Consider the following 8936-nt stretch of genomic DNA (forward strand, 5'->3'; position numbering starts at 1 on the left):
GGTGAGGGTGCGGTGAGGGTGCGGCGCGGCTGCGGTGGGGTGTAGCGGGAATACCCCGGAGCCAACCCCGCGTTGTGCGATGTATGCAGATTGAAATTTGGTCAGACGTCAAGTGCCCCTGGTGTTTCGTCGGCAAGCGCCGGTTTGAGACCGCCCTCGCCGGCTTCGAACACCGCGATCAGGTCACCGTGACCTGGAAGAGCTTCCAGTTGGACCCGGATCTCCCGGATCACTATGACGGCACCGAACAGCAGTACCTCGCTGAACGCAAGGGTATCTCCGAAGACCGGATCCGCGAGATGTGGGACAGCCTGTCCGCCTCGGCCGCCGGCGAGGGACTGAACTTCAGGTTCGAGGACGTCGTGGTGGGCAACAGTTTCACCGCCCACCGGTTCCTGCACCTGGCCAAATCCCAGGGGCTCGGCGACGCCGCCAAGGAGGCCATCCTGTCCGCCCACTTTGAACAGGGCAAAGACACCTCGGACACGGACTTCCTGGTGGAGCTCGGCAAGGAGATCGGCCTCACGGAGCACGACGTGCGGGCCACCCTCGGCACAGACCGGTTCGCCGACGACGTCCGCCACGATATTGCCGAGGCACGCACGCTCGGGATCAGCGGAGTACCGTTCTTCGTCATCGACCGGAAGTACGGCATTTCCGGAGCCCAGCCCGCCGATCTGTTCGCCGAGGCGCTCACCACCGCGTGGCAGGAAGCGAACCCGCTGACCCTCGTGAATCCCGCCGGATCCGCCGCGGCCTCCGCCGACGGCGAAGCGTGCGGGCCGGAGGGCTGCAACTAGCCTGCAGCTAGGGGGCAGCCGGGGTCGATTCCGGTGCACCCGACGTGGACTCGGCCTCGGCAGACGCCGTCGTCGGGTCGGTGCACACCAGTCCGGCCGGAGTTTCATCCAGCTCGGCTTCAGCGATGAGACCCTCGTACCCTGAGCCGACGACGACGTCGACGGTCGCGTCAGTGCGCTCATCCTCCACGAAGATGGTTCCCGGAATCTGGCGCTGTACGGTGAAGGCATTCGCGTAGCCCTCTGGTCCGGCAACCACGATGGCGGTCATGCCGACCCGGTTCACCTTGCGGTTGCCGATCTCGCCCAACACGAATGCTCGCTCCGCCAGGCCCTCACCGACGGAACCGGCCAGACCGGAAATGGTTGTGCTGTTGTACAGGTTCACGGTGACGGCCGAAGGGGACTGCACCTCGAACGGGCCCGCCGGGCAGGTGTACGTCGGCTCCAGGTCCGGTTCCAGCGCAGCGATGCGGATGTCTCCACGGTTGATTCCTATCGCGACGAAAACCGCCGCGGCGAGGAGAGCAACCAGTACGACCAGAACCACCCCGTGGCGGAGCCGGCGCATGTAAATGTGCGGGCGCTCCACCTCCCCCGTGTCTGCGAAGACGCTGTCCAGATCGTTTTCAGTAACGATCCGGTGGCCATGCCATTCAATGGGGTTTTTCTTGGACTTTTTGGTCTCGTGCCGGTGCGGGGGCTGGTCAGTCATTGATCACCAGCACGCGCGCGTGCAGAATGGTTCGTTGATGCAGGGCCGTGCGGACGGCACGGTGCAGCCCGTCTTCCAGATAAAGCGTCTCGTTCCACTGAACCACGTGCGGGAACAGGTCACCGAAGAATGTTGAATCCTCGGCGAGGAGCGCCTCGAGGTCGAGGGTGGTTTTGGTGGTCACCAGTTCGTCCAGCCGTACCTGTCGGGGTGCCACACCCGCCCAATCCTTGGGGGTCACATATCCATGGTCAGGGTAGGGGCGTCCTGCGCTTACGGCTTTGAAGATCACCAATACAGACTAGAGAACATCATCGGGCAATGGAACATGAGCCGCACCTAACGGTCCTTAGTGGCCGAAAGGTTACGTTCAGCCGTCAGGTAGCGATGATTGGCACAGTGCGTTTCGCAAGGATTTCGCCGGTAATCCAATCTTCCCACTCGACCCTTAGCTCGTATCGGCCCGCCGAAGGCGGCGTCAGCATGACATCGTAACGTTCGGCTGCCCCGAAACTCAGCAGGCTGGTGAGCAGCGGATAGCCCGCTGCCGAGCAGGGGGGAGAAGGTACCCCTGGCACAGAGGTGTCCCTGAAGGGCCGCCCGTCGTGGGCAATGATCTCGGCAATCTGCGCTGGGTTCCCCTCCGCGTCAGTGAAGTACATCCGGTTGGGCAGATAGTTGGCGTTCAGAATCCGCAGGAGGGTGGGCTTTCGTTCCCCCGGAACCACGTTGGCCTGGATGGTCGAGAGGCTCCAGACGCGGTCATCAGTGTCACCCGGGTCCGCCAGATTACCTCCCAGCAGATAGAAGTGCTTGGGCTCAAACCGATTCAAACCGACGTCCTCGCCGGACAGCCCGGCAGCATGGTCCATCTCATGCCAGCGGGCATCCACCGAATATGGAACGAGGATGCATTCCGTCGCGATGTCGTACTCGGGTCCGTCCACGAAGGCTCTGCGGGCTCCTGGGCTTACCGGATAGTCGGGATGCACCGTTGGGTCAACCACCAGGGCACCGAACATTCCCATCTGGGCGTGTAAAACCGTGTTTACGTGGCAGTGATAAAAGTAGGTTCCCGCCGCCCCATAGTTGGGGTCCCCGGGTCTACCCAGTTCGGCCTGCCACTGGTAGGTGTAGGTTTCTCCAATCTCGAAGGAGGTGTGACCTACGCCGTCGTTGCGTGGGTCCGGCTCCATGCCGTGCCAATGGATAGTGTGAGCTCCTTTACTCGGAGTAAATGTTGCGTGGAATATCTCGCCCTCTTTGGGCCGCAGCGTCGGTCCCGGCAGGCTTCGCCCGGAATTTTCCGATTCGAAACTCCAAATCTCGAATTTATTTCCGTCATCAAATTCAAGGTCCCGGGAAAAGAATTTCAAAACCACTGCTGTTTGCGGGGTTTGTAAAAATTCTGTGACGGGGTTATCCACATCCATCTGGTCTGAGCTGAAGTCCGCCTGACTGCGGAAGCGGTGACTCGGCGTCCCGTCATCGTTGACAGGAGGTACAGGTGTAGGTGTGGGAGTGGGCGATGCAGTAACTGTGGGAGTGGGCGATGCAGTAACTGTGGGAGTGGGCGATGCAGTAACTGTGGGAGTGGGAACAGGCGTAGCAGATGCGCTGGCTGTAGCCGAAGGAGTCGCTGTTGCTGTTGCACTCGGACTAGGGGTCGACTTCCTACGATTAGCCTCCCGGGCCTTCTTCTTCGCCTCCTTACGCTTTTTCTCAGCGGCCTCCCGGGCCTTCTTCTCCGCCTCCCGCTGGCGTTTGGCAAGCTCCTCATCCCGCTCTGCCTGGCGTTTAAACATCGAGGTGCGGCGACCATCGCGTCTATTGGGTACTTGAACGTTGGTCATGGTCCTGTTCCTATGATTGGTGCTTTCAGCGTCCAGTGGGCAACCATCCCGCCCGGGTACATACCACCAGCGGCTGTCTGCGATGGCTCCGCATGGCAGTGCATTGGGTATCCCCAGTCGGTGGTCCTGGCTGCCCAGACAGCGTTGACGGCATCTGGTGGCCGCTTGATCGGAAGAATGCAGTCCTTACGGTCCATGGGTTCCAGTTCGACTACGTCCTCCCATTGTTGGACCACCACATGCCCCTCGGGGTCCACGAAGCCTTCCCTGCGCGGCCAGGGATAATTGTTTCGCCCCACCGTCCACAGGTGGTTGCCGTGGAAGTGCATCTGATGGAACACAATGCCGGGGTTGACTAGCCTGACAAGCTGCCCTCCGCGCAGCGTCCCCAGTTCAGTGCCCTCGCCGAACTGGCGCACGTCCACCTGCCGCGGGTAGCCCGAAATCAGCGTCTCTTCCTCAGTCGCCAGATTCAACGCGTCGTTGGTGGTGATGCCGAGCGATTCATAGCCGCTGCGTCCGTTGAGCGTGAAATAACGCGGTACTGCTTTGGTTTTGCGTGGGTCGACGGTTCCCCCGGAGGCCTCGATCCCGGCCCACACCGAGTCGACATTGTGGCAGATCCAGAGCCACTGCCGTTCGAACGAAGCAAGATCCTCCCCGATAGCCCACTGATGGTCCGGATGGATGACCAGCAGGACCCCGAAGAGACCCAGAACCCTTTCCACTGGCTGATTGGTCGGATCGGAGTAGATATAGGTTCCGGGGGCGGGCGCATCAAGTTCCAATAATTTGCTTCCTGCCGGATCAATGATCCCGGTACTGACGTTGCCGCGGTTGGGTCCGGCCCCATGCAGAGTAAACTCATGAGGCTTGGACAGCCGGTTGTGCACCCGAAGGCGAATTCTGCTTCCCACTTCGGCGATGATAGTTCGTTGTGGAAAATAGCTCGCCCAGTAGTTGCGGCGGATGAAGTACTGCCCCGGGTTAGCCGGATCCGGGCCGTAAGGCAGCGGAGTCCCTTCCGGTGGAAGAACGGCGTCCAAAGGGTAACTTCGGCTCTCCACTAGCCGACCATCGGCTGTGAACACCTTCGGAACAATAGCCAGGCTAGGGTTGGCGTCGTTGACGTCAGTAGGACGATCACCAAATCCCCGGTGATACACCAGTGAGGCATCGACCATTTTCAGGTAGCCATCGTTGATGTACAGATCTAGAACCCCTGGAAGAGGGGTGACCGCCAGAGGCTGGCTCGATGCAACTACACGGGCCTGGGCGGGCTTGGAAGACTGCCCGTAGAGCAACGCCGCTGCCCCAACGCTTGCGGCGGCTCCATACCTGAGGAAGTCCCAGCGGCCCAGCTGACCGGCAGTCGCCATAAGATCAGTGGGTTTCGCCACGTTCCCGACGCTGGTTTTCGCGGTTTCCTGGATGTCAGTCATGATCCACCGCCAGCGAACCAGGCCGGTGGAGCACGGACGGCAGTTCGAGGGTCAGCGGGGCCCCGCCGCCCCAAGGGTCAGTGAACTCAGCGGAGAGACTCGTCTCATCTGAGGGCACCAGGAAATTGATCCACAGGGATGTTGTCGATCCGGCTGGTAGCGGGCCAGTGACAGCTTCCGCGTCTCGGTTCGTCACGGTGGGTCCATCCACCCCGACCTGCAGCCGCAGTTGGCCCGGGGCAAAGAGCACCGGTTGGTCAGTCGCATTATGGACTTCCAACCGAAGGGCAATATGGTCCCCCCAGGTGCTGTTTGCCGGTTGAACTGAATGACCGATGACCGCAGGCCCGTGACCGCGGTGGCCAGTCACGGCCTGAGCAGACGTACCGCCGCCGCTGGAATCTTGTGCCGGGGGAAGCCGCATCTGCCGCTCGGCCTCGGTCAGTCGAACGCTGCCGAAGGAGGTCTTGACTCCCGGCGGATTGGCAGAGGTACCCGCTGCCAGCAGGCCGCCCGCTGCCGCTGTGCCAGCCACCGTGACCCCGACCAGCACACCAAAGACACGGCGAGTCAGGCCCGGGCTCTCATCGGCCGTGCAACCTACCTCACTGACTATCCCTGCGTCGCCAATGGATTGCGATACTTCCCCTAACAGTGTGGTCATCGGTCTATCCGCTCTTAACAGTGACTTCTTCGGGTATTAACTGTCACCGCTCAATTTTCACTTCGGCACCTTGTAGAAAACATGGAGAATAGGTGTATGCCTGCTACGATCACTCACCCGCTGACCGGACTTCTGCTGGATGTCGACGGACCAATCGCGAGCCCCGTGTCCCGGACCGTGCGGCCGGCGATCATCAAGGACCTGATGACCCTCGCCGCCGCCGGGTGGCCGGTCATCTTCAACACGGGCCGGTCTGATTCGTTCATCCGCAGCGAGGTGATGGAGCCAATGCTGGCGGCGGGGATCCCCGAGGGTGTGGTGTTCCACGCCATCTGCGAGAAGGGGGGCGTGTGGTTCAGCTTCGACCGGTCGGGGGCGGGCAAACTGCATGTCGACCAGGCTCTGGCGCTGCCGAAGGAGTTCGGGGCAGGGATCCGCGATCTGGTGGCGGAAAAGTACTTCGGGCACATGTTTTTCGATGAGACCAAATACGCGATGGTGTCGGTGGAACAGCACATTGAGGTGGACAACACCGACTACCTGGCTGAGCAGGCCGGGTTCGACGCCGACGCGCTGGCCCTGATGCGGTCCTTCGGGATGGGGGTTTGCCGGTTGGCCCACCATGCACCGGACAGCGATGACAACATTGACTACCGGATCGACCCGACCATCATCTCCACCGACATTGAATCGGTCCGTCTCGGCAAGGACCTCGGCGCCGAACGGGCCCTGGCCCTGCTCGGCCAGATTCCGTCCCGCTGGCGGACGGTCGGGGATTCACGCACCGACTACGCGATGGCCGATTACCTCCACGAACACGGGTACGACGTCGCCCATGTTGACGTCCGGCCCGCCGATGGGGTCCCTGAGACTCCGTACCCCGTGCTCACCGAGGATCACCTGACCAACGACGACGCCGGAGCCGCCTTCCTGGCCCGCTGCGTGCGATCGTTGCAGACCGCCAGCGAGGAACCGGCACGCAGTTAGGCTGCCTTATCGAGGGCACCCTCGATCGCCGCGACAACCTCTGCCGACTCTGGCTCAACCGTCGGAGCGAATCGCGCCACCACCGAGCCCTGATCATTCACCAGGAACTTCTCGAAGTTCCACTTCACCATGCCGGGCAGGATTCCGTTCTTGAACTTGGTCAGCTCCGAGTACAGCGGGTGCTGATTCTTGCCGCGCACGTCGGCCTTCTTGGTCAGCGGGAACGTGACGTCGTAGGTGGTGGAGCAGAAGGACTGGATGTCCTCGTCGGTGCCGGGCTCCTGGCTCATGAACTGGTTGCAGGGCACTCCGACCACCACAAATCCCTGGTCCCGATACTTCTGGTACAGGTTTTCCAGCCCCCCGTACTGCGGGGTATAGCCGCACTTCGACGCAACATTCACCACCATCACCGTCTTGCCCTTGAAATCGCCGAACGACCTCTCGGTGCCATCGTTCATGGTCAGAGGGATGGAATGCAGATTCGTTGGTGACATGGTTACTCCCGGTAGGCGACTGCTTAGCATTCGTACGGTAACAGCCAGCGGATGGGCCTAGGCAATAATGAAGGAGTGGCCTCACTTAGAAACACCGGGCTAACCGCCTGGCGAACCCAGCTCCGCAAGACCTTCACCGGCAACGCGGAGGTCCCACCAGCCTGGGCAGAGAAGCTGGACGAGGGCGACGACGTCGGCTACTTCCCGCCGTCGTCAGCGGCCTGGGCGGTGCACGGGTCAATGACCCCCCTGGTCGGCGGGATCCGGGCGCTGCTGCTGCAGGCCCTGCACCCGGGTGCGATGGCGGGCGTCCACGACTTCTCCCGGTACCGCGAGGACCCACTCGGCCGTCTCGCCGGCACCATCCAGTGGATTTTCACCGTCACCTACGGCTCAGCCGAAACGGCGAAGGCCGGTTCGGCCTGGGTGCAGCGGCTCCATCAGCGGGTCACTGGTACCTACATCGACAGTAGGGGTGTCACCCAGCCCTACTCGGCGGGTTCCCCCGATCTGCTGCGCTGGGTGCATCTGGCCTTCACTGACGCTTTTCTGGCGTCACATCTGGCGTATGGGCCGCCGATTCCCGGCGGTGCCGACAACTATGTGGCTGAGTGGGCACAGGCCGGGCGACTCATGGGGGTCACCGATCCGCCGGAGTCGGCGGCTGAATTGGCAGCGCAACTGGCAGCGTTCGACGACGAGCTGGTGTGCGGCCCGCAGGTCACCGAAGCGCTCCGGTACATCAAACGTCCGCCGCTGCCGATGTCACAGCGATTCGGCTACCGGGTGTTGTTCGCAGGGGCCGTGGCCACACTCGAACCCCGCCACCGGGACCTGTTAGGGCTCCGTGTTCCGTCGCTGGGGCCCATTCCGCTGCCGGTGCGCACCGCGACGCGCCTGGTCATGTTCATCGTCCGTCTCGGCCTCGGCCCCGAGGGCCCGAGCGAGGCGGCCGCGCTCCGCCGGCTCGCCCGGCTGCGGGGCACTGACGCTGAAGCGAATCCACCCCAGCCCGGGATGTGAGGTCCCGCCAACGTCACAGCTGCCCGCCGGGACGGGATTTCGCTGCGCCTGACCTCTCATCCTCAGCGAAACGGGCTGGTGGGTGGTCGTTTGAGCCGGTCCTGCGGGAAGTGTCGCGGGACCGGGATCCGATACACGGAAAAAAGGAAAAGCGGCCCTGACAGGCGTAATACCTTGTCTGAGCCGCTTTCCAATGTGCGGAGGATGGGGGATTTGAACCCCCGAGGGCGTTAACCCAACACGCGTTCCAGGCGTGCGCCATAGGCCGCTAGGCGAATCCTCCTAGTTTGGAGCAGATACCAGAATACCCACTAGCGAACGATCTAACGAATCGCCGCCGTGTGACCTTGTCGGGCAGCTCTGGGATCACACCCGGTTCAGCGGACAATCAGCCAGCGTTCGGCCCGCCCCGCGGCACGGCGACCGACGATTCTGCCGGTTCGAATCCGGCCCCGAGATTCCTGTAGACTCGTTTCCGGCCCCTCATGTGGTGTCACCCTGTGAACTCCCCCAGGACCGGAAGGTAGCAAGGGTAAGCGGGCTCTGGCAGGTGCATGGGGGGTCTTCTCATCCCCTGATGCTGCAGGAGCACCGATGAACAGCCCCGGCGCTGGCCGCTTCGCCCCCAGCCCCTCCGGCGAGCTACATCTGGGGAACCTCCGCACCGCGATCTTCGCCTGGCTGTTTGCACGCAGCACCTCCCGGACCTTCCTGCTACGGATCGAAGACCTGGACCGGGCCCGCGCCGGAGCCGAGGCCGCGCAGCTCGCCGAGCTCACCGCCGTCGGGCTCGATTGGGATGCGGCACCGGTCCGTCAGAGTGACCGGCTCCCCCTCTACCAGGCCGCTGTCGGGTCCTTGCGGAAAGCTGACCTGCTTTACGAGTGCTACTGCACCCGCCGTGACATTGCCGAGGCCGCCACCGCCCCCCATTCGCTACCCGGGTCCTACCCGG

9 protein-coding genes, 1 tRNA gene, 1 other RNA gene and 1 pseudogene (1 of these 12 only partly in view) are annotated in these 8936 nt (G+C 62.7%); 5 read left to right on the forward strand and 7 right to left on the reverse strand.

Annotated elements, in window-relative coordinates; genetic code table 11:
- The first annotated feature begins 83 nt into the window (after positions 1-83).
- Positions 84-800 carry a DsbA family oxidoreductase gene (locus K728_RS0106185; protein WP_019482296.1) on the forward strand — a complete coding sequence of 239 codons (717 nt, stop codon included), beginning with the start codon at positions 84-86 and terminating at the stop codon, positions 798-800.
- Positions 801-807: 7 nt separating this feature from the next.
- Here K728_RS0106185 and K728_RS0106190 read toward each other — a convergent pair whose 3' ends face one another.
- The 5 genes from K728_RS0106190 to K728_RS0106210 all read right to left on the reverse strand — a co-directional run bounded on the left by K728_RS0106190 (position 808) and on the right by K728_RS0106210 (position 5474).
- Positions 808-1515, reverse strand: a complete 708-nt coding sequence (locus tag K728_RS0106190; RefSeq protein ID WP_019482295.1) for a LytR C-terminal domain-containing protein — start codon at positions 1513-1515, stop codon at positions 808-810.
- A complete protein-coding gene (locus K728_RS0106195; RefSeq protein WP_024476219.1) occupies positions 1508-1807 on the reverse strand; it encodes a type II toxin-antitoxin system VapB family antitoxin in 300 nt (99 codons plus the stop codon). Before K728_RS0106195 ends, K728_RS0106190 begins: the two co-directional genes overlap by 8 nt.
- A gap of 85 nt (positions 1808-1892) precedes the next feature.
- Positions 1893-3368 carry a multicopper oxidase domain-containing protein gene (locus K728_RS0106200; protein ID WP_337587489.1) on the reverse strand — a complete coding sequence of 492 codons (1476 nt, stop codon included), beginning with the start codon at positions 3366-3368 and terminating at the stop codon, positions 1893-1895.
- Positions 3365-4810: a multicopper oxidase domain-containing protein gene (locus K728_RS0106205; protein WP_024476221.1), complete on the reverse strand. Its 1446-nt coding sequence runs from the start codon at positions 4808-4810 to the stop codon at positions 3365-3367. Before K728_RS0106205 ends, K728_RS0106200 begins: the two co-directional genes overlap by 4 nt.
- Positions 4803-5474: a hypothetical protein gene (locus tag K728_RS0106210; RefSeq protein WP_237742100.1), complete on the reverse strand. Its 672-nt coding sequence runs from the start codon at positions 5472-5474 to the stop codon at positions 4803-4805. Before K728_RS0106210 ends, K728_RS0106205 begins: the two co-directional genes overlap by 8 nt.
- A 96-nt stretch (positions 5475-5570) precedes the next feature.
- On the opposite strand from K728_RS0106210, the gene K728_RS0106215 reads away from it, so the two are divergent.
- Positions 5571-6461, forward strand: a complete 891-nt coding sequence (locus K728_RS0106215) for a hypothetical protein (RefSeq protein WP_024476223.1) — start codon at positions 5571-5573, stop codon at positions 6459-6461.
- On the opposite strand, the gene K728_RS0106220 is transcribed toward K728_RS0106215, so the two are convergent.
- Positions 6458-6958: a glutathione peroxidase gene (locus K728_RS0106220; RefSeq protein WP_019482289.1), complete on the reverse strand. Its 501-nt coding sequence runs from the start codon at positions 6956-6958 to the stop codon at positions 6458-6460. The two genes, K728_RS0106215 and K728_RS0106220, sit on opposite strands and share 4 nt — an antisense overlap.
- Before the next feature lie 51 nt (positions 6959-7009).
- On the opposite strand from K728_RS0106220, the gene K728_RS0106225 reads away from it, so the two are divergent.
- A complete protein-coding gene (locus K728_RS0106225) occupies positions 7010-7981 on the forward strand; it encodes an oxygenase MpaB family protein (protein WP_050994863.1) in 972 nt (323 codons plus the stop codon).
- 198 nt (positions 7982-8179) lie between these two features.
- Here K728_RS0106225 and K728_RS0106230 read toward each other — a convergent pair.
- Positions 8180-8264 (reverse strand) — tRNA-Ser (locus K728_RS0106230).
- Between the two features lie 191 nt (positions 8265-8455).
- On the opposite strand from K728_RS0106230, the gene ffs reads away from it, so the two are divergent.
- Both ffs and gluQRS read left to right on the forward strand, forming a co-directional pair.
- Positions 8456-8551, forward strand: an RNA gene (gene ffs, locus K728_RS20515) — signal recognition particle sRNA small type.
- 24 nt (positions 8552-8575) lie between these two features.
- Positions 8576-8936: pseudogene (gene gluQRS / locus K728_RS0106235) on the forward strand (tRNA glutamyl-Q(34) synthetase GluQRS); it runs 539 nt beyond the window's last position.

This window comes from Arthrobacter sp. CAL618 (assembly GCF_000468215.1).
Classification (GTDB): domain Bacteria; phylum Actinomycetota; class Actinomycetes; order Actinomycetales; family Micrococcaceae; genus Arthrobacter_D.

Coding starts and splice junctions, on each gene's coding strand:
- K728_RS0106190 (WP_019482295.1), bottom strand. CDS start 1,515: ATGACTGACCAGCCCCCGCACCGGCACGAGACCAAAAAGTCCAAGAAA.
- K728_RS0106200 (WP_337587489.1), bottom strand. CDS start 3,368: ATGACCAACGTTCAAGTACCCAATAGACGCGATGGTCGCCGCACCTCG.
- K728_RS0106185 (WP_019482296.1), top strand. CDS start 84: ATGCAGATTGAAATTTGGTCAGACGTCAAGTGCCCCTGGTGTTTCGTC.
- K728_RS0106215 (WP_024476223.1), top strand. CDS start 5,571: ATGCCTGCTACGATCACTCACCCGCTGACCGGACTTCTGCTGGATGTC.
- K728_RS0106225 (WP_050994863.1), top strand. CDS start 7,010: ATGGGCCTAGGCAATAATGAAGGAGTGGCCTCACTTAGAAACACCGGG.
- K728_RS0106210 (WP_237742100.1), bottom strand. CDS start 5,474: ATGACCACACTGTTAGGGGAAGTATCGCAATCCATTGGCGACGCAGGG.
- K728_RS0106205 (WP_024476221.1), bottom strand. CDS start 4,810: ATGACTGACATCCAGGAAACCGCGAAAACCAGCGTCGGGAACGTGGCG.
- K728_RS0106220 (WP_019482289.1), bottom strand. CDS start 6,958: ATGTCACCAACGAATCTGCATTCCATCCCTCTGACCATGAACGATGGC.